Origin of the sequence: Polaromonas sp. (genome assembly GCF_029945685.1) — a bacterium.
Taxonomy (GTDB): domain Bacteria; phylum Pseudomonadota; class Gammaproteobacteria; order Burkholderiales; family Burkholderiaceae_C; genus Polaromonas.
The window spans coordinates 341,650-362,717 of the sequence record NZ_JAQSDA010000027.1 but is presented as its reverse complement, the minus strand read 5'-3'; the positions used below and the strand labels follow the sequence as shown (position 1 = coordinate 362,717).

The window sequence follows — 21,068 nt, the reverse complement described above, 5'->3', positions numbered from 1 at the left end:
TCCCAGGTTGTCGCCACCCGGTTATGGGTCAAAAATGAGTACTTTTGGTCATTGCTACACTGAGGCATGGATTCTTCTCCTATCGGTCTCCTGGACACAGCCTCACTGGCTGACAACCCCGGCAGCGCAGCGGCTCTGCTTGCGGGGGTGCTGGACTCGGCCATGGATGCCATCATCACCGTGGATGAGAACCAGAACATTGTTTTGTACAACCGCGCAGCCGAAACAATCTTCGGATGGCCTCAGCAGGAGGTCATGCATCAGTCCCTGCAGAGGTTGATTCCCGGCCGTTTCCGGCAAGGGCATGGCGAGCATGTCGAACGCTTCGGAACCACGGGGGCGACATCGCGGCGCATGGGTACGCGCAATGTGGTTTACGGCCTGCGCGCCAACGGGGAGGAGTTTCCGCTGGATGCGTCGATTTCGCATCTGGATACACCGAACGGGAGGCTGTTCACGGTGATCCTGCGCGACATCACCGGCCGGCTGCTGGCGGAAGAGGAGCATTCGCGCCTGGCGGCCCTGCTGGACTCCGCGATGGACGGAATCATCACAGTGAACGACAAACAGCAGATCGTGATGTACAACCGCGCGGCGGAAAAAATCTTCGGCTGGCCGAGCGGGCAGGCCCTGGGTCAGGCTCTGGGCGAGCTCATGCCCGAACGTTTTCGCGCCGGTCACGATGAGCACGTCCGCCGGTTTTCGGCAACCGGTGTCACCTCACGGCGCATGGGTGATGGCTCCGTGATTTACGGGGTGCGCGCCAACGGGGAGGAGTTCCCGATGGACGCCTCCATCTCCCAGCTCGAGACGGCCGACGGAAAACTCTACACGGTGATCCTGCGCGACGTGACCGAGCGGGTGCGGGCCCAGCAGGAACGCAGTGCCTTTGCAGCTGCCGTGAATGCCGCGCGTGAGGAAGAAAAAACCCGGGTGGCCCGTGAGTTGCACGACGAGCTGGCGCAGTCGCTGACGGCGCTGAAGATGGACACTCTCTGGGTACGCGACAACACCCTCACGGAGCCTGACGTTGCCCGGGCCAAACTGACGGACATGCTGGGGATGGTGGACGGCATGGTGGCTTCCACGCGCCGCATCGCGGCGGACTTGCGGCCGCTGTTGCTGGACGACCTGGGCCTGCTGGCAGCCATCGAGTGGCTGGTTCACAGCTTCAGCCAGCGTACAGGCGTGGCTTGCAGCCTCTCGGCCGGCGAAGAGCTGGAGTTGCAGGAGCCTTATGCCACTGCTGTTTTCCGCATTGTCCAGGAGGCGCTGGCCAACGTCGCCAAACACGCCGCAGCGACCGAAGTCGCCGTTGCCATCGGCAGCCTGCCGGGCGAGATCACGCTGTCGGTGAGCGACAACGGCGGAGGCTTTGTGACCGGGATGCCGCGCAAGCCACAGTCGCTGGGGCTGATGGGTTTGCACGAGCGGGCCCAACTGCTCAACGGGCGCGTCATCATTGACAGCGCGCCGGGGCAAGGCACGCGTATTGGCGTGACCATTCCGTTGCCCGAAGCGGAGGCCACCCCGTGATCAGGATTGTGATTGCCGACGACCACGCCATTGTCCGCGAAGGTCTCAAACGCATCGTCTCTTCAGCGGATGACCTGCAGGTGGTGGCTGAGGCAGCCAACGGCACCGAAGTCATGCAGCGCGTGCGCGAATTCGATTTTGATGTGCTGGTGCTGGATCTGTCCATGCCAGGCCGTAGCGGCATGGAGCTGATCAAGCTGGTACGCAGTGAAAAACCGAAGGTACGGATTCTTGTGCTCAGCATGCACCAGGAGCTTCAGTACGCGGTGCGCGCCATCAAGTCCGGCGCCAGCGGTTACCTGACGAAGGAAAGCGCCCCGGGGCAGCTGGAGCAGGCCATCCGCAAGATCGCCGCCGGCGGCGCCTTCATCAGCGCGGAAGTGGCCGAGCAGCTCGCCCTGAGCGCGATGCCGGGCGGAACCTCGGCGCCGCACGAGTCGCTGTCGAACCGCGAATTCGAGGTGTTTCGCCTGATTGCTGCTGGCGTTTCCGTGACGGACATCGCCACGCGCCTGAAACTTTCAGTCAAGACCATCAGCACCCACAAGGCCAATCTGATGCAGAAGATGGGTCTGCAAAACCAGAGCGAGCTGATCCGCTACGCCATCAAACACGGGGTGTCGGAGCCGTTGGAACCCTGAGCTGGCTCGTGCCCCGCGCTTGACCTTCGTCAAGCCGCTTCCCGGGCCTGCCCCCTAAGGTGGCGGGATCGCAATGACCCAGGAGCCGGCCCATGAAAACCACCCTCACGCAGCTGCTCGTTCATCTGGACGCTTTGCCGCAGGCCGCGCAACGTCTCGATGCAGCGTGCCGTATCGGTCAGGCCCATGGTGCTGCCGTGACCGGCCTTTACGCCGTGACACCCAGTTTCGTGGCGCTGCCTTTCGCGCCCGAGGTCGGCCCGGGCGTGGCCGCGGCCTTGCGCGAGATCGATGACGAGTTGCGAACGCGCGCCCGCGCAGCGTTCGACCGCGTGCAGGCCAAGCCCGGTATGCAGGCCGCCTGGGCCGAGGTGGGAGACGACCCCATCATGGGCGTCTTTGCCCAGCAGGCCCTGTATGCCGACCTGCTGGTTCTCGGCCAGCACGATCCGGCCAGTACACCGGCGACTGGCGTGCCGGCCGATTTTGCCGAGTCCGTGATGGTCGCCAGCGGCAAACCGGCCCTGATCCTGCCCTACATCGGTGTGCCAGCGTCCATCGGCGACACCATGGTGCTTGCCTGGAAGCCGACGCGCGAGGCGGCCCGGGCGGTCAGTGCTGCGCTGCCCCTGCTGCAACGGGCCAGGCGTGTGCATGTCCTTTCCTGGTCAGACGCGGACGAGGCGGTGAGCGGTCAGCGGCTGGATCTGGACAGTTATCTCAAACTGCACGGGGTGGATGCGACCTGGCACCGCGAGACCGGGGAGCCCGAGCTGCTCGGTGAGTTGCTGCTGTCGCGCGCCTTCGACCTGGAGGCCGACCTGCTGGTGATGGGCTGCTATGGCCACAGCCGCGCGCGGGAGTGGGTTCTGGGCGGTACGTCGCGTACGGTGCTGCGGTCCATGACCCTTCCGGTGCTCATGGCGCATTGACGGGTGCGGTCACGCCAGGACCGGCCGGTAGAGGCGTGTCCCGACACCCTGCGCTCGGATTATTCCTAGACCGGGTAGGCGCGCAGGCGTCGGGAATCCGGACTTCGCCGAGGTGTGTATTCAGCCACTGCCTATAGCCGCAGGGAGCACCGGCAGTCACAGTAGAGCCATGCCTTCCCGCCACGCGCCTGTCAAAGTTTTTATCGCCGACGATTCGGTTCTGATCCGGGATCGTGTCGCGGCCATGTTCGAAGCCAGCGCGATGAATGTCGTTGGTTGGGCCGCGACGCCGCAAAGTGCCATTGAGGGCATTCTGTCCGCTGCGCCCGATGTGGTGGTGCTGGATGTCCAGCTTGAAGGGGGCTCAGGCCTGCAGGTTCTGCGCGCTGTCCGCCAGGCCGCACCGGACATCGCTTTTGTGGTGTTCAGCAGCAATTCCGGCCCTGCGTACCGCAAACGTTATGCGGCCGAAGGTGCCGAAGTATTTCTCGACAAAAGCATCGAATTTGACCAGCTCGTGGACGTCGTCATAAAAGCGTCGCGACATGGGGCTGCGCTGATTCCGGATAACTGAAGGAGAACACCATGCTCTCTCTCCCTGCTGCCACCATCAGGCGACCTGCGTCCGACTCTGTGAAAGTCGTCGCGAAGGTTGAGTGTGCCAGCGCACAGACGGTTAATGCTCCAAGGGCGCAACCTGTTCTCATGAGTTGGTTTGCGCCTTGCTGCTCCGCACGTTCCCCATCGCCCAGTCGTCCTCACGCTGCACGCCTTTGATACCCCCAGTCCCCAAGGAGAACATCATGTCCATATCCACGGCGGTAGCCAGGGACACGCCTGTAGGCATCGTGCCCCGCCAGGCGGTCCCTCTGGCCGTAGTGCCTCTCATGACGCATTGCTCCACCTGCCACCTGCGCGACCTGTGTCTGCCTTGCGGCATGACGGGCAGCGACGTGGAGCGGCTGGACAGCCTGATGTTCAGCCGGCGCAAGGTGAAGGCTGCCCAGACCCTGTACCGTGAAGGGGACCGTTTCCAGTTCATCTATGCCGTACGCAGCGGCACCTTCAAGTCCAGCCTGACGCTGGCGGACGGCCGTGAGCAGGTGGGGGGTTTTTACATGGCCGGTGAACTGATGGGCCTGGACGGCGTCGCCAACGGCGCCCACGCCAGCAGCACCACCGCGCTGGAAGACACCGAGGTGTGCGCCATACCCTTTGCCCATTTCGCCGAAGTGGCGGCCGGCAACCCCGGCATGCAGCATGTGGTCACCCGGCTGATGAGCCGCGAGATCGTGCGCGAGCACAGCCTCATGGTGTTGCTGGGCAGCATGAATGCCGAGGAGAGGCTGGCGGCATTTTTGTTGAACCTGTCGCAGCGCATGAAGGCGCGCGGGTATTCCGCGACCGAGTTCCACCTGCGCATGTCGCGCGCCGAGATCGGCAGCTACCTCGGCATGACCCTTGAAACCGTGAGCCGGACCTTCTCGGCTTTCCAGCAGCAGCGCCTGCTGGAGGTGGACAAGCGCCACATCCGCATCACCGACCTGGACGGCCTGACCCGGGCTTTCGAGACCCGCGTTCACTGAACGCGGGTTGAGCGGCGAGCCCTGGCATGAAGTACAAGGACTATTACGCCGCTCTGGGTGTGCCCCGCGACGCGGACGCCGAGCAGATCAAGAAGGCCTACCGCAAGCTCGCGCGCCAACACCATCCCGACGTGTCCAAGGCGCCCGATGCCGAGGCCCGCTTCAAGGAAGCGGGGGAAGCGTATGCGACGCTCAAGGACCCCGAAAAACGTGCGGCTTACGACCAGTTGGGACGCCGTCCTGCCGGGGAGGAGTTCGCGCCGCCGCCGCAGTGGCGCCAGGATTTCGGTGCGGACGGCCAGGGGTTCGAGGGGGTTGATCTGGCCGATCTGCTGGCGGCGATGGGCCGGGGGCAAAGGTCGGCCCGGGGTCCTGTGCCGATGCGCGGTCGTGACTATGAGACCAGCATTCGCATCACGGTGGAAGACGCGCACCGGGGCGCCAGCGTCAGTCTCAATCTGGCCGATGATGAAGGTGAACGCATGCTGGAAGTCACTATTCCGCCCGGCGTGACCGAGGGCCAGAAGCTGCGCTTGCGGGGCAAGGGTGGAAAGGGCAGCAACGGCGGTACCGATGGCGACATTTACCTGCACATCACACTGGCGCCGCATCAGGTGTTTCGTCCGGATCACCACGACCTGTACTTTGATCTGGCGCTGACACCCTGGGAAGCAGCGCTCGGCGCGGAAGTGGAAGTGCCGACGCTGGACGGCCCGGTGGTTCTCACCGTGCCACCGGGAACACACTCGGGCCGCAAGCTGCGCCTGCGGGGCCGGGGTCTGGCCGATGGCCGCAGCGGGCGTGGCGACCTGTACGCCGCCGTGCGCATTGACGTGCCCGCCCACCTGACCGAACGGGAGCGCGAGCTCTTCGGGGAGTTGGCAAAAACCTCGCATTTCAACCCGCGCGAACCAGCGGGCACGGAGAAGTCTTATGGAAAAACAGCTGTTTGACGTTGCCTGGCTCGACGCACGCGAGGCTGTGACCCTGGCTGAACTCGCACAGATCTGCGCCATGAGCGTGGATGAACTGGACGAACTGACGGACTATGGCGTCCTTGTGCCGATGGGGGATGGGCGCCAGGAGCGCCTGTTCAGTGCCGAATGCGTCGTGCCGCTCCGCACGGCTGGCAAGCTGCGCCAGGATTTCGACCTGGATCTGTTCACGGTCGGGCTCATGCTTGGTTACCTGAACCGCATCGAGGCGCTGGAGCGCCAGCTGCTGTCCCTGCAGGCGCAACTGCCCGGCAACGCGCCGGCCGAACCTCGTTAGGTCCAGCGGGCGTCAGCGCTTTTTCTTGCCGGGAACGCTGCAGAACTGGTCGTAGAGAACCTTCATCACGTCGAGCGCCTGCGGGCTGTCGATGCGGTAATAAATGGCCTTGCCGTCGCGGCGGGTGCTGACCACGCCCTCGTCGCGCAACACGCCAAGCTGTTGCGACAGTGTGGGCTGCAGAATGCCGACCGACTCCTCCAACTCGCCGACGCGCATCTCGCCCTGGGCCAGCTGGCACAGCAGGAGCAGGCGATCCGGATTGGAAAGCACTTTCATCAGTCGGCAGGCGGCATCGGCAGAACTGCGCAGGTTGCCGAGATCCATCACGGTGTCTGCGGGCATGAAAAACTCCTTTTGATTTGCGATAGTGATATTATATTGACAAATATAATGTATTTAAATATACTTTGAAAATCAAAATGGAACAAACCGGAAAACAAGACATGGCACCGATTGTCACCAGCTTTTTTGACCCCGACACCTGGACCGTCAGCCACGTGGTTCATGAGAAGCAGGGCGGGGCCTGCGCCATCGTCGACGCCGTGCTCGACTACGACGCCAGGTCCGGCCGCACCCGTACCACCTCTGCCGACAAACTGGCGGTTTTCGTGCGGGACAACAGGCTGCAGGTGGCGTGGATTCTGGAAACCCATGCCCATGCGGACCACCTGTCTGCCGCCCACTATCTGCGCGGGAAGCTGGGCGGGAAGATCGCCATCGGGGCGGCCATCACCCAGGTGCAGGCCACCTTCAAGCATATCTTCAACCTCGAGCCCGGATTCCAGACCGATGGTCGCCAGTTCGACCACTTGGTGCAGGATGGCGAGACCCTGGCCATCGGTGCACTCGAGATGCGCGCCTTGTCCGTCCCCGGCCATACGCCGGCCTGCATGGCCTACCGTCTCGGCGATGCCGTATTTGTCGGCGACACCCTGTTCATGCCCGATGTCGGCACGGCACGCTGTGACTTTCCTGGCGGGGACGCCTCCGTCCTGTACCGTTCCGTGCGCAAGCTGCTGGACTTTCCGCCTGAAACCCGCCTGTTCATGTGCCACGACTACCCGCCCGCAGGCAGGTCTCCGGCGTGGGAAACCACGGTTGCCGAGCAGCGGGCCAGGAACATCCATGTCCATGACGGCGTGGACGAAGAAGAGTTCGTGAAGATGCGCACCGCCCGGGACGCCACCCTTGACATGCCCAACCTGATCCTGCCGTCGGTGCAGGTCAATATCCGCGCCGGCGAGATGCCCCCGGCCGAGGACAACGGCGTCTCCTACCTGAAGATTCCGCTCAACGCACTGTGATTCAGCGCGACTTCCCATTCGAAAAAGAAGATGCATGGCTGCAAAAGAAGCGGGACATTGACATGAAGCAAGTGCAGAAACAGCTATTGAACCCACTATGAAAAGCAGGCCGCGGCGCTGACGCCCGGCGACCTCGCGCATGACAAAGGACAAATGATGAAAAATTTTCGGTTTCCCGCTTCTCCGGTGCTCGCCGTGCTGCTGGGCCTGACGCTCAGCGCTGCTTCGGCACTCGCTGCTACAGCCGTTGAGGTGCCGGTGGTGCAGATCCGGGCGAAGGCGGTACCCACGGGCTTCGAGCTCGACGGTGTGGTCCAGCCGGTGCAGCAAAGCACCTTGTCGGCGCAGGCTTCGGGACGTGTGGCCTCCTTGCTGGTGAAGGCGGGGGACCGGGTTCGTGCCGGACAGTTGCTGGCCACCATTGACGACCGCGAGACCCAGACCGGCGTTCAGCGCAGTCAGGCGCAGGTGGCGCAGGCCGAGGCCGAGTTGCGCAATGCCCGGGCCAACGCCGAGCGTTCCCGTGAGCTGCAAGCCATGGGGTTTGTCAGCAAGGCTGCACTCGACACCGCCAATACGCAGCTCAACGCCGCGCAGGCCGGGCGCGACCAGGCCGCCGCCGGTTCCCGTCAGTCGGCACTGGCGCAGGGTTTCACGCGCGTGTCAGCGCCTTATGACGGCTGGGTGTTGCAGACCCTGAGCGAAGCGGGCGACCTGGCCATGCCGGGGACGCCCCTGCTGACGCTGTATGCGCCGCTGCCTTTGCGTGCCGTGGTGCAGGTTCCGGCGTCGCTGGGCGACATTGCCCGGTCGGCCAGCCGGGTGGACATCCAGGGTCCGGCCGGCAAGACCGGCTCGCAGTGGCTGGTCCCGGTGGCCCGCAGTGTATTGCCCTCGGCGGACCCGGTATCGCAGACCATCGAGTGGCGGCTGGAGCTGCCGAGCGCCGGCGCGGAGGGTCTGGTGCCGGGCCAGCAGGTGCGTGTGCGTTTTGTCGGTGGCGCGTCCGAGCGCATGGTGTTGCCGGCCTCGGCCGTGGTCCGGCGTGGTGAGCTGACCGCGGTGTATGTCGTGGCCGGACAGGGTTTCTCGCTCCGGGCGGTACGGCTGGGCGCCGACCATGGCGCGGCCGGCGTGGAGGTGCTGGCCGGCCTGTCCGCCGGGGACAGCGTGGCGCTGGACCCGGTGCGCGCCGGGCTGGCCGGTGCCCGTCCGCAGACCGCTGCGCGCTGAGGTGGCCATGAACGACCACACATCTTCCGGTTCCACCCGCCTCGGCACCTCAGGTCGCATGGCGGCGGCCTTCCAGTCCAATGCCATCACGCCGCTGCTGGCACTGATGGCCCTGCTACTGGGCTTGTTTGCCGTGCTGGTCACCCCGCGCGAGGAAGAGCCGCAGATCAACGTGACCATGGCCAACGTGCTGATCCCGTTTCCCGGGGCCAGCAGCGAAAACGTGCAGAACATGGTGGCCCGGCCCGCCGAGCAGGTGCTCAGCCAGATTGCGGGCATCGAGCATACCTATTCTGTGGCCCGGCCTGGCCTGGCCGTGCTGACGGTGCAGTTCAAGGTGGGTGTGCCGCGCACCGAGGCGCTGGTGCGCCTGTACGACGTGCTCAACGCCAACCAGGACTGGTTGCCGCGTGACCTGGGCACACTCGCGCCCATCGTCAAGCCCAAGGGCATCGACGACGTGCCGGTGCTGGCCGTCACGCTCTGGAGCGGCGATGCACTGGCCGCCAACGATCTCGAGCGGGTGGCGCGCACCCTGGAGATGGAACTCAAACGCGTGCCGGGCGCACGTGAAGTGCAAACCATAGGCGGCCCGGGCCGTGCCGTGCACGTGTGGCTGGATCCGGTGCGCCTGCGCGAACGCGGGGTCGATGTGCTGGGACTCAAGCAGACGCTGGCCGCTGCCAATTTCGGTATGCCTTCGGGTTCGGTGCTGGACCCTTCGGGCCCGACGCCGCAGATGCTCAGCGTGGAGACCGGCGAGTTTCTCTCTTCCGCCGAAGAGATCGGCTCCCTGGTCGTCGGTGTCAGCAACGGCAAGCCGGTTTATCTGAGCGAGGTGGCCCGCATTGAGGCCGGCGCCCAATTGCCGCAGCGTTATGTGTGGTTCACGCCGGGCGCCGCCGTGACGGATGCCGGTCCGGCGGCCGCAGCGCCACCGTCTGCGGGGCAGGTCTACCCTGCGGTGACGCTGACCGTGACCAAGAAGCCCGGCGAAAACGCCGTGGATGTCGCGCGTGCGGCCAATGCCCGCCTGGAGGAGCTGCGCAACACGGTGATCCCGGCCAACATCCAGACCACCGTCACGCGCGACTATGGCGAAACGGCGGCAGAAAAAGCCAACAAGCTGATCCAGAAGCTGGCCTTTGCCACGGGCTCGGTGATTTTGCTGGTGGGTTTCGCCCTGGGACGCCGGGAGGCCGTGATTGTCGGTGCGGCCGTGATCCTGACGCTGATGGCCACGCTGTTTGCCAGCTGGGCCTGGGGTTTCACGCTGAACCGCGTGTCGCTGTTCGCGCTGATTTTCTCCATCGGTATCCTGGTGGACGACGCGATCGTGGTGGTGGAAAACATCCACCGCCACCAGCAGCTCTACCCGGAGAAATCGCTGGCCGAGATCATTCCCGGTGCGGTCGACGAGGTCGGCGGGCCGACCATTCTGGCGACCCTTACGGTGATTGCCGCACTGCTGCCCATGGCCTTTGTGAGCGGCCTGATGGGGCCTTACATGAGCCCGATCCCGATCAACTCCAGCCTCGGCATGGCGATTTCGCTGGCTATTGCCTTCACGGTCACGCCGTGGCTGGCGCTCAAACTCATGAAGCCGCACGGCGGCGGGCACGGCCATGAGGTCGCGGCAGCGCCCGGCGGGCTGGGTCCCAGGCTGCAACGCTTTTTCACGCGCGTCCTCACGCCCCTGCTCGACAGCGCGCGCAAACGCTGGTTGCTGCTGGCCGGCATCCTGGTCGCCCTGCTGCTCTCGGTCGGCCTGACCATGGTCCAGTGGGTGGTGCTCAAGATGCTGCCCTTTGACAACAAGAGCGAGTTCCAGGTGGTGGTGGACATGCCGGCCGGCACGCCGCTGGAAAACACCGCGGCAGCCCTGCACGAACTCGGCGCCTTCCTGGCGCAACAGCCCGAGGTGCGTGACCTGCAGGGTTATGCCGGGACGGCCAGCCCGATCACCTTCAACGGCCTGGTGCGCCAGTACTACCTGCGTGCCGAGGCCGAGCAGGGCGACCTGCAGGTCAACCTGGTCGACAAGCATCACCGCAGCGACAAGAGCCATGTGATCGCCCAGCGCCTGCGCCCGGAACTGGAAAAAATCGGCGCGCGCCACCAGGCCCGGGTCAAGGTGGTGGAAGTGCCGCCCGGCCCGCCGGTCATGAGCCCGCTGGTGGCCGAGGTCTACGGCCCGGACGAGGCCGGCCGCCAGGCACTGGCCCGGCGCATTGCCGCCGCCTTTGCGGCCACGCCCGACATCGTGGGTATCGACACCTCGCTCAAGGAAGACGCGCCGCGCGCGCACCTCACGGTGCGCCGCCAGCGCGCCGAGTCGCTGGGCATTCCTGTGGCGGCGATTGCCCAGACGGTGCAGGGTGCGCTTTCTGGCGCGGATGCCGCCTACATGCACGATGGCCAGTCCAAGAACCCGGTGCCGGTCCGCCTGCAACTGCCGCTGGACAGTCAGGTGGGGCTTGATGCCCTGCTGGCGCTGCCCATGAAGGCCGCCAACGGCCGCATGGTGCCGCTGTCGGAGCTCGTGCGTGTGGACCGGGGCGTGATCAACAAGCCGCTGTTCACCAAGGACCTGCAGCCGGTCAGTTATGTCTTTGGCGACATGGCGGGCAAGCTCGACTCGCCGCTCTACGGCCTGTTCGGCATTCGGCCCAAGCTGGCACAGGCGGCGCTTCCCAACACCGGCGAGCTCGGTGAATACTGGATCCACCAGCCCTCCGATCCCTACCGCCAGTACGCCATCAAATGGGACGGCGAGTCGCAGATCACCTATGAAACCTTCCGCGACATGGGCACCGCCTACGGCGTGGGTTTGATCCTGATCTACCTGCTGGTGGTGGCGCAGTTCAAGAGTTACCTGGCGCCGCTGGTGATCATGGCGCCCATTCCTCTGACCATCATTGGCGTGATGCCGGGGCACGCGCTGCTCAATGCCCAGTTCACGGCCACCAGCATGATCGGAATGATCGCGCTGGCCGGCATCATCGTGCGCAACTCCATCCTGCTGGTGGACTTCATTGAGCTGCAGGTCGCGCAGGGCATGGCCTTCAAGGAGGCCGTGGTGAGCTCGGCCGCCGTGCGCGCCCAGCCGATTGCGCTGACCGGCCTGGCCGCCATGATAGGCGCCTTTTTCATCCTGGACGATCCCATCTTCAACGGTCTGGCCATTGCGCTGATCTTCGGCATCCTGGTGTCCACGTTGCTGACACTGGTGGTCATTCCGGTTCTCTATTTCGCGCTGTACCAGCACCGGGTGGCCCCGCCGGCTGCGCGCATGGATGCCTGAGCGACGGACTGATTTTTCAACCTGAACCACGGAGACAAGACATGGCCAACATCATCATCATGGGTGCCGGAATAGGCGGCATGCCGGCTGCCTACGAAATGCGGGAGCTGCTGCCGCCGGAGCACAAGATCACGGTGGTCAGCGCGGTGGACTATTTCCAGTTCGTGCCTTCCAACCCCTGGGTGGCGGTGGGCTGGCGCAAGCGGGACGACATCGTGCTGAAGATCGCCCCTCTGCTGGAGCGCAAGGGCATTGCCTTTGTGCCCAAGGCCGTCACCACCATCGACGCCGAGGCCAGGCGCCTGACGCTGGAAGGCGGCGACAGCCTGGACTACGACTACCTGGTGATCACCACCGGTCCCAAGCTCAGCTTCGACGAGGTTCCGGGTGCCGGCCCCCACGGCGGACACACCCATTCCGTGTGCACCGTGGCGCACGCGGAGGCCTTCTGGGCGGAATACCAGGAGTTCCTCAAGAACCCCGGCCCGGTCGTCATCGGTGCCATGCCGATGGCCAGCTGTTTCGGGCCGGCCTACGAATTCGCCTTCATCCTCGACGCCGACCTGCGCAAGCGCAAGCTGCGCCACCTGGTGCCCATCACCTTCGTGACCAGCGAGCCCTACATCGGCCACCTGGGCCTGGGCGGTGTCGGCGACAGCAAGTCCATGATGGAGTCGGAGATGCGCGGCCACGACATGAAGTGGATCACCAACGCCAAGACCACGCGTGTCGAGGACGGGAAAATGTTTGTCACCCAGGTCGATGACCTCGGCAATGTGTACAAGGAGCATGAGGTCCCGTTCAAGCTGTCCATGATGCTGCCGGCCTTCAAGGGCGTGGACGCGGTGGCGGCGGTGCCGGGGCTGTGCAACCCGCGCGGCTTCGTGCTGATCGACGAACACCAGCGCAGCAAGGCCTGGCCCAACATCTTTGCGGCCGGCGTCTGCGTCGCCATCCCGCCGGTGGAGGTCACGCCGGTGCCGACGGGTGCTCCCAAGACCGGCTACATGATCGAAACCATGGTGACCGCCATCACCCACAACATCGCCGACGAAATTGCCGGCCGGCCGGTGCAGGCCAAGGCCACCTGGAATGCGATCTGTCTGGCCGACATGGGCGACACGGGGGCTGCCTTTGTGGCCCTGCCGCAGATACCGCCGCGTAACGTGAACTGGTTCAAGAAGGGCAAATGGGTGCACCTGGCCAAGATCGCATTCGAGAAATATTTCATCCGCAAGATGAAGACCGGCAACTCGGAGCCGGTGTATGAGAAGTACGTGCTCAAGCTCCTGGGCATCGTGCGCCTGAAATAAAACCCGCTTTTTCTTTTTTTTAACTCTCTGGAGAATTTCATGACCGTCGAACGTTACATCCGCATCATTGCTGGCCTGTTCATCCTGGCTTCGCTCGCACTCGGTATCGAGGGCAGCCCGCTGTTCGTGAGCAAGTGGGCCCTGGCCTTCACCGCCTTTGTCGGCTTTAACCTGTTCCAGTTCGGTTTCACCAACGTCTGCCCGCTCGGCTTCATCTTGAAGAAGCTGGGTGTGCCTGAGTCCAAAGTGTCCTGCGGTACCTGACCATGAGCGACACCCTCGTCCAGGTCAGCCTGGTCCAGCAGCACGACTACCGGTTTGACATCCACTTCGGTGGCGACATACCGCTACTGACCGGTGATGAGCCGGCGCCACTGGGGACCGGCCTCGGGCCCTCGCCGGTGCAGCTTCTCAGCGCCGCCGTCGGAAACTGCCTGAGCGATTCGCTGCTGTTTGCGCTGCGCAAGTTCAAGCAGGCCCCGGAGCCGATACGCTGCGACATCACCTCGCAGGTGGGCCGCAACTCGGAAGGGCGCCTGCGTGTGCTGGCCATGACCGCCCGGTTGACGCTGGGCGTACCGGCGGCCTCGCTGCAGCACCTGGAGCGCGTGATTGAGCAGTTTGAGGCCTTCTGCACCGTCACCCAGAGCGTCGGGCAGGGCATCCCGATCACCATCGAGATTTCCGACAGTACCGGGCAGCGCCTGAAATAGACCGTGTCGATCTTCCACGCCTTCCGCTTTCCATTGGTGCGGTCCTCATGAAAACTGGCCTTGGCCCTTATAGGGAAAACGCAGGCCGCTATCAAAACGGTAGTATCCGGTCATGACTCCCAGCCTGCCTTCCACTGCTGCCTTCTCCGCTGCGTCCTTTGCCCTGCTGCCGCCCGACGACGCGCAGCGTGCCGTGCTGCACAACGAACTGCATGCGCGGCCGTCGGCCCGCGTGCGGCTACCGGCACTCATTATTTATGTGGCGGTGCTCAACGCCGGCGTGACGCGCGAGCAGGAATGTGAGCATCTGCGACGGCTGCCGGGTCAGCAGGATTTGCCGCAGGACAGCCTGAACGGCAACTTCCTGAGCCTGCACTGCGAAGGCTACACCGTACAGTGGGAACGTCACACCGAGTTTACGCGTTACGCCGTCGTGCAGGCGCTGCCTGCCAGCGCGCTGCTGGGTGCCACCGAGCCGCCCCTGCTGGCTGCCCCGGTGGTGGCGCCGGGCTGGTTGCCGGGCATTCCCGGGAAAACGGTGGCCGCCATCCAGCTGGCCATGGTTCACGGCGACCTTTCCGGCGAGGCGGCGCTGATGGCACAGGCACTGGCCTGGTTCGGCGGCCGGTCCGTGGTGGCCTCGCAGCTGGGCAACGGCCACTCGTGGGCGGTGACCGAATTCCACCTGGGCGCCGATGGGTTCGAGCGCATGCTGGTGATCGCCCCACCGGGCATGACCGACATGCGTGCCGGCCGCATCTCCCAGCGCCTGCTGGAACTCGAAACCTACCGGCTGATGGCGCTGCGCGGCCTGCCCGTGGCCAAGGCGCTGGGCCCGATGCTGGCCGAGGCCGAAGGGCAACTGGCCGAGATCACGGCGCGACTGGAAAACAAGTCAGCCTCGGACCAGGACCTGCTGGACACGCTGGTGTCGCTGGCGGCCCGCGTGGAGCGGGCCACGGCCGAGCATAGCTACCGCTTCTCGGCCACGCGTGCTTACAGTGCGCTGGTCGGTCAGCGCATCGCGGAGCTGCGCGAAAAACCGATTCCAGGCACCCAGCTCCTCGGTGAATTCATGCAGCGCCGCCTGTCGCCGGCCATGGCCACGGTGGAGGCTACCGCGCAGCGGCTGGCTTCCCTGTCCGGGCGGGTGTCGCGCACCAGCGCGCTGCTGCGCACGCGGGTGGACATCGCCACCGAGGTGCAGAACCAGCAACTGCTGGAAAAACTCACGCGCGGGCAGGAACTGCAACTGCGTCTGCAATCCACAGTGGAGGGCCTGTCGATTGCGGCCATCTCGTATTACGTGGTGAGCCTGCTGCTGTATGTGGGCAAGGCGTTCAAGGCCGCAGGTGCGCCCGTCAACCCGGAAATCGCCGCCGGGGCCCTGATCCCGCTGGTGTTGTGGGGTGTGTGGCGCACCACGCGCCGCATCCACGAAAAAATCCGCGCACCCTGAACTTCCGGGATCCGGCGCACGCGCCGGGTGCATGCTGCCCGACCTGTTCCCAATCCGATTCTTCACTTTGTTACCAGGAGCCATTCCATGAAAACCGCCCATGATCTCGTTGCCGCTGCCAAAACCCGCGTGCAGGAAATCGCTCTGCCAGACGCTGAAGCCGCCGTGCGTGATGCCGACCTGCTGGTGGACGTGCGTGAAGCCGACGAATACGCAGCCGGTCATCTGGCCGGCGCGGTGCTCGTCCCGCGCGGCCTGCTTGAATTCAAGTTCAGCGGTACCCCGGCACTGCAGCCGCGTGACCTGAAGATCGTGCTGTATTGCAAGACCAGCGGCCGCGCCGCCCTGTGCGGCGCCGCTTTGCACGAGATGGGCTACCTGAACGTGCAGTCGATTGCCGGCGGCATCGATGGCTGGGTGGCGGCCGGCAAGCCGGTGGTCAAGCCGGAGGCGCCGTCCTTTGAATGATGATCTGCCTGTTCGTCTGGCTGGGCCGCCGCGGCTGCGGGAGGCCGGGCCATGAGGTGGCTGGACCGCATTCCGCTGGTATGGCTGGTCGTCCTGGCCCTTTGGATGGCTGTGGCGCCGATCACACCCGAGCCGCACCTGATTGAAAAAGTGCGGATGCTGGGTCAGGGCACGCTGTCCCGACCCCTGGACATCTTCGACCTGTTCATTCACGCCCTACCCTCGGCGCTGCTGGTGCTGCGACTCTGGCGCCGGGTGACCGGCGCACGCGCTGCAGCAGGGGAGCACTGAGCCTGCCGACGCCGGGCCTGACGGGTCATGACCGGGTGCTGCACTGCCCTCCGGCGGCGCTTGCAGCATCGCAATAGTGATAAAAAGTGGCCCCAGCCCTTTCCTGTATCGCGCAAGCAGCTATCAAATAAGTAGCAAATTGTGGTCAGCGACCGTGCGTGCACCGCTGCCACTGTGACTCATGGCCGGGGCCCGCAAAGCCCGGCACGGGACACGCGTCACCTGGTCGATGGCACCGGAAGGACCCCGCGCCGCGCTACGCGTGACGTGGGGATGTCTGCCAGACCTCAGCCCGGACTTCAGACCAGGTCGAAGCGGTCAGCGTTCATGACCTTGGTCCATGCGGCGACAAAGTCCTTCACGAACTTTTCATGGTTGTCGTCCTGCGCGTAGACCTCGGCATAGGCGCGCAGGATGGCGTTGGAGCCGAACACCAGATCCACCCGGGTGGCTGTCCACTTGACTCGACCCGTCTTGCGGTCGCAGATGTCGTACAGGTTCTGGCCGGTGGGCTTCCACGTGTAGGCCATGTCGGTCAGGTTCACGAAGAAATCGTTGGTCAAGGCACCGGCGCGATCGGTCAGCACGCCGTGCCGGGTACCACCGTGGTTGGTGCCCAGAACGCGCAGGCCTCCCACCAGCGCCGTCATCTCATGGGCGGTCAAACCCATCAGCTGCGTACGGTCGAGCATCAACTCTTCGGCGCTCACGGCATAGTCCTTCTTGAGCCAGTTGCGGTAGGCGTCATGCACCGGCTCCAGCGCCTCGAACGACTCGATGTCCGTGGCATCCTGGGTCGCATCACCACGGCCTGCAGAGAACGGGACCGTGATGTCGACCCCGGAAGCCGTGGCCGCCTGCTCCACGCCGAGGTTGCCGGCCAGCACAATCACGTCCGCCACACTGGCGCCACTCTCAGCCGCAATACCTTCAAGCACGCCAAGCACCCTGGCCAGACGCGCAGGCTCGTTGCCTTCCCAGTCTTTTTGCGGGGCCAGCCGGATGCGGGCACCGTTGGCGCCACCGCGCATGTCCGAACCACGGTAGGTGCGGGCGCTGTCCCAGGCGGTGGTGACCATCTCGCTGACGCTCAGGCCGCTGGCTGCAATTTTTGCCTTCACCGCCGCCACGTCGTAGTCGGTGCGGCCTGCGGGTACCGGGTCCTGCCAGATCAGGTTTTCCTCGGGCACCTCGGGGCCGATGTAGCGCGCCTTCGGGCCCAGGTCGCGGTGGGTCAGCTTGAACCAGGCGCGGGCAAAGACTTTCGAGAAGTAGTCGGGGTCCTTGTGGAAACGTTCGGCAATCACCCGGTAGGCCGGGTCCATCTTCATGGCCATGTCGGCGTCGGTCATCATGGGCATGCAGCGGATAGAGGGGTCTTCCACGTCCACCGGCATGTCTTCTGGCCGGATGTTCACCGGCTTGTACTGCCAGGCGCCCGCCGGGCTCTTGGTGAGTTCCCAGTCATAACCGAGCAGCAGCTGGAAGTAGCCGTTGTCCCACTGGGTGGGGTGGGTCGTCCAGGCGCCTTCGATGCCGCTGGACATGGTGTCGCGGCCGATGCTGCGGGTGGTTTTGTTCATCCAGCCCAGGCCTTGTTCGTCCACATCGGCGCCCTCCGGGACGGGGCCCAGCAGTTTGGCATCGCCATTGCCATGGGATTTACCCACCGTGTGTCCCCCGGCGGTCAGGGCCACGGTTTCTTCGTCATTCATCGCCATGCGCAGGAATGTCACGCGCACGTCCTGCGCTGTCCTGAGCGGGTCAGGCTTGCCGTCCACGCCTTCCGGGTTGACGTAGATCAGGCCCATCATCACGGCAGCCAGCGGGTTTTCCAGATCGCGCTCGCCGGAGTAGCGGCTGTTTTCGCTGCCGCTGGGGGCCAGCCACTCTTTTTCGGCGCCCCAGTAGATGTCCTCTTCCGGATGCCAGATGTCGGCGCGGCCAAAGGCAAATCCGAAGGTCTTCAGGCCCATGGATTCATAGGCCACAGTACCGGCCAGGACGATCAGGTCAGCCCAGCTGAGCTTGTTGCCGTATTTTTTCTTGATCGGCCAGAGCAGCCGGCGGGCCTTGTCCAGGTTCACGTTGTCGGGCCAGGAGTTCAGCGGCGCGAAGCGCTGGTTGCCGGTGCCGGCGCCGCCGCGGCCGTCGGCGATGCGGTAAGAGCCGGCCGAGTGCCAGGCCATGCGAATCATGAGGCCGCCATAGTGGCCCCAGTCAGCGGGCCACCAGTCCTTGCTGTCGGTCATGAAGGCGGTCAGATCCTTCTTGAGCGCTGCCACGTCGAGTTTCCTGACTTCTTCCCGGTACTTGAAGTCCTCGCCCATGGGATTGGTCTTGGTGTCGTGCTGATGAAGAATGTCCAGGTTCAGCGCCTTCGGCCACCACGCCATGTTCGAGTTGCCGGTGCTTGTATTGCCGCCGTGCACCACCGGGCATTTGCCGGCAGTGTTCATAATTTTCGAGTCCATATAAATTTCCGTTCAAGGCATCGTTTATTGAAGTTCGCCAAAGTGGGACGATCGGGCTGCGAAGAGCCTGCCGTGCGCAAGGCTTGAAAAAACAAACACTGCGGGCCACCTTTTCGATCGAAGGGTCAGTGTACTGAGCGGGAGTTGTTTTGAATGTCATTTTTAACAATCGTCCCGATAGTCCAGGGGCAGGAAGCCCCACGGGGCGCGGCCAGTTTCAATGCGCGCCAAGGTTCCCGCCCGGGCTGTTGAAGGACCGCCAGCACCGGCCGGAGCAGCACCCTCCCGGTCATTGCGGGGCGGCGGTCGGCCTGTTGCGCCGCGCAGTCAGGGGGCGGCAGCCGGATAACCGACCGTCTGCGACAGCAGGACCTGCTGGTCATGCGTCAATCCCAGGGCATCGGCGATGGCGGCGCGGTCTATCCAGGCGCGTATCACCGTGGACAGGCCGCTGCTGGCCGCAAACAGGTAGACGTTCTGCGTGATGGCGCCGGCGGCGACATGGGCGTAGGCCTCGCGTTGCCCGGCCGGCACGAGCGACATGCGCGGGTGGTTGGCGACGTAGACCAGGTCCATGGGTGCCTCATCGACAAAGTCCTGGTAGCCGGTCACCCGCCGCAGGTCGGCGCCGGCGATCAGTTGCAGTTGATGGGCGGCGGCGTCGTAGCGGTAGGCGCCTTCGGGCAAGGCCACATAAATGTCGATTTCCTGCGCATTGAGGGCCGACGGTGCGGTGCGACCGCCATCGGCGCGGTTGACGCCGCAGGCGGCCCAGAGCAGGCCGGACAGCAGCACCAGTGGCAGCGGGGCCGGCTTGTAGTCGCGGCACGACTGGCGTTGGGCCAGCGCCTGCATCAGCGGCAGCCCGGCCTGCCGGTCAGGCGGGGGCAGGCTGATCAGGGCGGTGGCGTTGCCGAGGGCCGGTTGGGGCCGCAATTTGCCCATCATGCCGAGGGCGAGCTTGGTCAGGGTGGTCATGTTGCTCCTCCTTGTTTCCGTTCTGCCTAGACCGCCTTGGTCATGTAGCCCATCCACGGCCAGTAGGTCAGCGCGAAGACGACCAGCAGCGCCATGGCGGCCAGTGTGATCACCAGGCCGGTGCGCACGAAGTCGCGCGCATCGAAGGTGTCCGTGCCGTAGGCGATCATGTTTTGCGGCGCATTGACCGGCAGGATGAAGCCGAAACTCACCACGAACTGCAGCAGCATGGTCATGCCGATCACGTTGATGCCCGGGGTCTGCACGGCTGTCAGCACGCTGATGATGATGGGAATCATGGTGGATGCCAGCGCCGTGGCGCTGGCAAAGCCGAGGTGGATCACGATCAGGAACAGCGACAGCAGCATCAGGATCGCAAAGGCGCTGGCCTGCTGCAGCCCGAGGTGCTGGACGATCAGGTTGGCCAGCCAGCCGGCCGCGTTGGTTTTCAGGAGAGCGGTGCCGACGCTGATGCCGACCGCGAACAGGATCACCGTGCCCCAGGGGAAACCGCGCTGCGATTCCTTCCAGTCCATCACCCCCAGACGCGGCACCAGCATCAGCGCAATGGCCGCGATGGTGGTCGACGAGGTGTCGAAGTTGTGCAGCACTTTTTCGGTGGCCCAGAAACCCAGCAACACCAGCACGATGAACAGCAGCTTCCACTGCCGCAGCGTCATCGGCCCGATCGCTTCGAGCTGTTGCCGGATGGTGGCCTGGCCGCCCGCGATTTCCTTCATCTCCGGTTTCATCAGGCGGGTCATGATGAAATACACGGCCACGCTCAGCACGGCTGAAAACGGCGCACCGGCAACGAACCACTCGGTCCAGCTGATGCTGGTGCCGAACTGCTTTTCGATGAAGCCGATGGCCACCATGTTTTGCGCCGCCGCCGTCTTGATGCCGATGTTCCAGACGCTGGCGGTTTGTGCCGCGGTGATCACCAGCAGGCCGGCAAAGCGGCTGCGCCTGTCGACCTTGAAGGCCAGAATGAAACCCATCATGATGGGCACCAGGCAGGCGACGCGCGCCGTGGTGCTGGGCACGATGAAGGACAGCAGGAAACCCGTGACCATGGCACCGATCACGATGTGGTTGGTGCCCGCATCCACCCTGGACAGCACCTTGAGCGCGATGCGCCTGTCCAGCCCGGTGGCGGACATGGCCGCGGCGATGAAGCAGGCGGCCGCCACCAGCGCCACGGCGCTGTTGGAAAAGCCGGACAGAGCCAGGCCCAGCGCTGCGCCGGTACCCATGTCCGGCCCGGCGGGTTTGGCCGCATCGGGCGCATAGGCCAGCAGGAAGATCATAAGCGCGCCTATGACCACAGAACTCACCGCGTAGTCGAGCGCTTCGGTCATCCAGACAATCACGGCAAAGGCCAGGATGGCCAGCATCACCTGCCCGGCGTGCGGCAGGCCCGGCAGGGCAGGCATCCAGACAATGGTCAGCAGGGCGGCCAGCGCGGCGAGCAGACCGACACGCTTGACGATGTCGCTGCCGGGGTTGCCGGGTGCGGGAGCGGTGGGTGGTGCAATCGGTGCAGGGTTCATGGTGGTCT

At 64.7% G+C, this 21,068-nt stretch carries 20 protein-coding genes; 16 read left to right on the top strand and 4 right to left on the bottom strand.

Annotation, left to right across the window (positions count from 1 at the left end; translation table 11 throughout):
* Nucleotides 1–66 precede the first annotated feature (66 nt).
* The 7 genes from PSV26_RS20160 to PSV26_RS20130 all read left to right on the top strand — a co-directional run bounded on the left by PSV26_RS20160 (nucleotide 67) and on the right by PSV26_RS20130 (nucleotide 5,967).
* The gene (locus PSV26_RS20160) at nucleotides 67–1,536 is read left to right on the top strand and encodes a PAS domain-containing sensor histidine kinase (RefSeq protein ID WP_300573478.1); all 1,470 of its coding nucleotides are present in this window, start codon (nucleotides 67–69) and stop codon (nucleotides 1,534–1,536) included.
* On the top strand, nucleotides 1,533–2,177 hold the full coding sequence (locus tag PSV26_RS20155; RefSeq protein WP_300573476.1) for a response regulator transcription factor: 645 nt from the start codon (nucleotides 1,533–1,535) through the stop codon (nucleotides 2,175–2,177). Before PSV26_RS20160 ends, PSV26_RS20155 begins: the two co-directional genes overlap by 4 nt.
* 92 nt (nucleotides 2,178–2,269) lie before the next feature.
* Nucleotides 2,270–3,109, top strand: coding sequence for a universal stress protein (locus PSV26_RS20150; RefSeq protein WP_300573473.1), 840 nt, complete (start codon nucleotides 2,270–2,272; stop codon nucleotides 3,107–3,109).
* A 169-nt stretch (nucleotides 3,110–3,278) separates the two neighbouring features.
* Entirely contained in the window at nucleotides 3,279–3,683 is a 405-nt protein-coding gene (locus tag PSV26_RS20145) for a response regulator (protein WP_300573470.1), read from the top strand.
* Between the two features lie 313 nt (nucleotides 3,684–3,996).
* Entirely contained in the window at nucleotides 3,997–4,695 is a 699-nt protein-coding gene (locus PSV26_RS20140) for a helix-turn-helix domain-containing protein (RefSeq protein WP_300573632.1), read from the top strand.
* Between the two features lie 26 nt (nucleotides 4,696–4,721).
* Nucleotides 4,722–5,648 carry a J domain-containing protein gene (locus tag PSV26_RS20135; protein WP_300513341.1) on the top strand — a complete coding sequence of 309 codons (927 nt, stop codon included), beginning with the start codon at nucleotides 4,722–4,724 and terminating at the stop codon, nucleotides 5,646–5,648.
* The gene (locus PSV26_RS20130) at nucleotides 5,629–5,967 is read left to right on the top strand and encodes a chaperone modulator CbpM (RefSeq protein WP_300573468.1); all 339 of its coding nucleotides are present in this window, start codon (nucleotides 5,629–5,631) and stop codon (nucleotides 5,965–5,967) included. Before PSV26_RS20135 ends, PSV26_RS20130 begins: the two co-directional genes overlap by 20 nt.
* A gap of 12 nt (nucleotides 5,968–5,979) precedes the next feature.
* Here the strand turns inward: PSV26_RS20130 and PSV26_RS20125 are convergent, their stop codons facing one another.
* Entirely contained in the window at nucleotides 5,980–6,312 is a 333-nt protein-coding gene (locus tag PSV26_RS20125) for a metalloregulator ArsR/SmtB family transcription factor (RefSeq protein WP_300573465.1), read from the bottom strand.
* Between the two features lie 101 nt (nucleotides 6,313–6,413).
* Between PSV26_RS20125 and PSV26_RS20120 the strand changes: the two genes are divergently transcribed.
* The 9 genes from PSV26_RS20120 (at nucleotide 6,414) to PSV26_RS20080 (ending at nucleotide 16,055) form a co-directional block, all read left to right on the top strand.
* Complete coding sequence (locus PSV26_RS20120; RefSeq protein ID WP_300573462.1) at nucleotides 6,414–7,274, top strand: MBL fold metallo-hydrolase; 861 nt, start codon at nucleotides 6,414–6,416, stop codon at nucleotides 7,272–7,274.
* 156 nt (nucleotides 7,275–7,430) lie between these two features.
* Complete coding sequence (locus PSV26_RS20115; protein WP_300573459.1) at nucleotides 7,431–8,507, top strand: efflux RND transporter periplasmic adaptor subunit; 1,077 nt, start codon at nucleotides 7,431–7,433, stop codon at nucleotides 8,505–8,507.
* Nucleotides 8,508–8,514: 7 nt separating this feature from the next.
* Nucleotides 8,515–11,811: an efflux RND transporter permease subunit gene (locus PSV26_RS20110; RefSeq protein WP_300573456.1), complete on the top strand. Its 3,297-nt coding sequence runs from the start codon at nucleotides 8,515–8,517 to the stop codon at nucleotides 11,809–11,811.
* Nucleotides 11,812–11,852: 41 nt separating this feature from the next.
* Entirely contained in the window at nucleotides 11,853–13,124 is a 1,272-nt protein-coding gene (locus PSV26_RS20105) for an FAD/NAD(P)-binding oxidoreductase (RefSeq protein ID WP_300573453.1), read from the top strand.
* Between the two features lie 39 nt (nucleotides 13,125–13,163).
* Nucleotides 13,164–13,388, top strand: coding sequence for a DUF2892 domain-containing protein (locus PSV26_RS20100; RefSeq protein WP_300513328.1), 225 nt, complete (start codon nucleotides 13,164–13,166; stop codon nucleotides 13,386–13,388).
* Between the two features lie 2 nt (nucleotides 13,389–13,390).
* Nucleotides 13,391–13,837 carry an OsmC family protein gene (locus PSV26_RS20095; RefSeq protein ID WP_300573451.1) on the top strand — a complete coding sequence of 149 codons (447 nt, stop codon included), beginning with the start codon at nucleotides 13,391–13,393 and terminating at the stop codon, nucleotides 13,835–13,837.
* A 112-nt stretch (nucleotides 13,838–13,949) separates the two neighbouring features.
* Complete coding sequence (locus tag PSV26_RS20090; RefSeq protein WP_300573449.1) at nucleotides 13,950–15,296, top strand: DUF3422 family protein; 1,347 nt, start codon at nucleotides 13,950–13,952, stop codon at nucleotides 15,294–15,296.
* A gap of 87 nt (nucleotides 15,297–15,383) precedes the next feature.
* The gene (locus PSV26_RS20085; protein WP_300513322.1) at nucleotides 15,384–15,764 is read left to right on the top strand and encodes a rhodanese-like domain-containing protein; all 381 of its coding nucleotides are present in this window, start codon (nucleotides 15,384–15,386) and stop codon (nucleotides 15,762–15,764) included.
* A gap of 51 nt (nucleotides 15,765–15,815) precedes the next feature.
* A complete protein-coding gene (locus tag PSV26_RS20080; protein ID WP_300573446.1) occupies nucleotides 15,816–16,055 on the top strand; it encodes a hypothetical protein in 240 nt (79 codons plus the stop codon).
* 299 nt (nucleotides 16,056–16,354) lie between these two features.
* Here the strand turns inward: PSV26_RS20080 and katG are convergent, their stop codons facing one another.
* From katG to PSV26_RS20065, 3 genes are all read right to left on the bottom strand, one after another.
* On the bottom strand, nucleotides 16,355–18,529 hold the full coding sequence (katG, locus tag PSV26_RS20075; protein ID WP_300573443.1) for a catalase/peroxidase HPI: 2,175 nt from the start codon (nucleotides 18,527–18,529) through the stop codon (nucleotides 16,355–16,357).
* A 327-nt stretch (nucleotides 18,530–18,856) separates the two neighbouring features.
* Nucleotides 18,857–19,507 (bottom strand): nitroreductase family protein, encoded by a 651-nt coding sequence (locus PSV26_RS20070; RefSeq protein WP_300513316.1) that lies wholly within the window; start codon nucleotides 19,505–19,507, stop codon nucleotides 18,857–18,859.
* 26 nt (nucleotides 19,508–19,533) lie between these two features.
* Complete coding sequence (locus tag PSV26_RS20065) at nucleotides 19,534–21,060, bottom strand: DASS family sodium-coupled anion symporter (protein WP_300573441.1); 1,527 nt, start codon at nucleotides 21,058–21,060, stop codon at nucleotides 19,534–19,536.
* Nucleotides 21,061–21,068: the final 8 nt, after the last annotated feature.

What these genes read in the sequence shown, in the direction of transcription:
- PSV26_RS20160 (WP_300573478.1), top strand. Translation starts at nt 67, where the DNA reads ATGGATTCTTCTCCTATCGGTCTCCTGGACACAGCCTCACTGGCTGAC.
- PSV26_RS20150 (WP_300573473.1), top strand. Translation starts at nt 2,270, where the DNA reads ATGAAAACCACCCTCACGCAGCTGCTCGTTCATCTGGACGCTTTGCCG.
- PSV26_RS20145 (WP_300573470.1), top strand. Translation starts at nt 3,279, where the DNA reads ATGCCTTCCCGCCACGCGCCTGTCAAAGTTTTTATCGCCGACGATTCG.
- PSV26_RS20140 (WP_300573632.1), top strand. Translation starts at nt 3,997, where the DNA reads ATGACGCATTGCTCCACCTGCCACCTGCGCGACCTGTGTCTGCCTTGC.
- PSV26_RS20135 (WP_300513341.1), top strand. Translation starts at nt 4,722, where the DNA reads ATGAAGTACAAGGACTATTACGCCGCTCTGGGTGTGCCCCGCGACGCG.
- PSV26_RS20130 (WP_300573468.1), top strand. Translation starts at nt 5,629, where the DNA reads ATGGAAAAACAGCTGTTTGACGTTGCCTGGCTCGACGCACGCGAGGCT.
- PSV26_RS20125 (WP_300573465.1), bottom strand. Translation starts at nt 6,312, where the DNA reads ATGCCCGCAGACACCGTGATGGATCTCGGCAACCTGCGCAGTTCTGCC.
- PSV26_RS20120 (WP_300573462.1), top strand. Translation starts at nt 6,414, where the DNA reads ATGGCACCGATTGTCACCAGCTTTTTTGACCCCGACACCTGGACCGTC.
- PSV26_RS20115 (WP_300573459.1), top strand. Translation starts at nt 7,431, where the DNA reads ATGAAAAATTTTCGGTTTCCCGCTTCTCCGGTGCTCGCCGTGCTGCTG.
- PSV26_RS20110 (WP_300573456.1), top strand. Translation starts at nt 8,515, where the DNA reads ATGAACGACCACACATCTTCCGGTTCCACCCGCCTCGGCACCTCAGGT.
- PSV26_RS20105 (WP_300573453.1), top strand. Translation starts at nt 11,853, where the DNA reads ATGGCCAACATCATCATCATGGGTGCCGGAATAGGCGGCATGCCGGCT.
- PSV26_RS20100 (WP_300513328.1), top strand. Translation starts at nt 13,164, where the DNA reads ATGACCGTCGAACGTTACATCCGCATCATTGCTGGCCTGTTCATCCTG.
- PSV26_RS20095 (WP_300573451.1), top strand. Translation starts at nt 13,391, where the DNA reads ATGAGCGACACCCTCGTCCAGGTCAGCCTGGTCCAGCAGCACGACTAC.
- PSV26_RS20090 (WP_300573449.1), top strand. Translation starts at nt 13,950, where the DNA reads ATGACTCCCAGCCTGCCTTCCACTGCTGCCTTCTCCGCTGCGTCCTTT.
- PSV26_RS20085 (WP_300513322.1), top strand. Translation starts at nt 15,384, where the DNA reads ATGAAAACCGCCCATGATCTCGTTGCCGCTGCCAAAACCCGCGTGCAG.
- PSV26_RS20080 (WP_300573446.1), top strand. Translation starts at nt 15,816, where the DNA reads ATGAGGTGGCTGGACCGCATTCCGCTGGTATGGCTGGTCGTCCTGGCC.
- katG (WP_300573443.1), bottom strand. Translation starts at nt 18,529, where the DNA reads ATGGACTCGAAAATTATGAACACTGCCGGCAAATGCCCGGTGGTGCAC.
- PSV26_RS20070 (WP_300513316.1), bottom strand. Translation starts at nt 19,507, where the DNA reads ATGACCACCCTGACCAAGCTCGCCCTCGGCATGATGGGCAAATTGCGG.
- PSV26_RS20065 (WP_300573441.1), bottom strand. Translation starts at nt 21,060, where the DNA reads ATGAACCCTGCACCGATTGCACCACCCACCGCTCCCGCACCCGGCAAC.